At 26.7% G+C, this 434-nt stretch carries 1 protein-coding gene; it reads right to left on the bottom strand.

The features are described 5' to 3' along the window. Positions 1 to 299, bottom strand: a 299-nt coding sequence (locus tag VF675_RS13810; protein ID WP_440205399.1) for a hypothetical protein, incomplete at its 3' end; no start/stop codon positions are given. Positions 300 to 434 lie beyond the last annotated feature (135 nt).

The raw sequence follows: 434 nt of genomic DNA, 5'->3' as shown, positions 1-434 counted from the left end.
GCAGAATGACGTACAAATTCATTTTTAAATTTTTCTTTACGTTTTATTTCTTTTGGCTCAAATGAAATTATTAAAGAGTCTGATACAAAACAATATTTAGGTTCATAAAATTCATATAAATTAAATTCTTCTTGTGAGTAAAGAATTTTTCTTTTACTCGAATCCTGTGCCTGAAAAATTTCAGCATTTTCTTTCATGAAATTTATTAGTTCTAAAGCTTTTTCTTTATTATCAATAGATCCATTAATATTTTTATAACCTAACATATCAATGAATAAAGTCCATTGTAACAACTTCATTATTTAAACCTTGTAAAATTCCATATGTTAATATAACCCGAATTACGGATAAGAAAAGCCCTTGAAAAAAAGGTAGTTAGAGCCATTTAGAAAGTTACGACACAACCCAAAGGCTCTAACTACCATGTACGATTT

The sequence above is a fragment of the Acinetobacter sp. Lyrl_1 genome, assembly GCF_051948795.1.
Lineage (GTDB): Bacteria > Pseudomonadota > Gammaproteobacteria > Pseudomonadales > Moraxellaceae > Acinetobacter > Acinetobacter towneri.
This window is presented reverse-complemented; position numbering and strand designations above follow the sequence as displayed.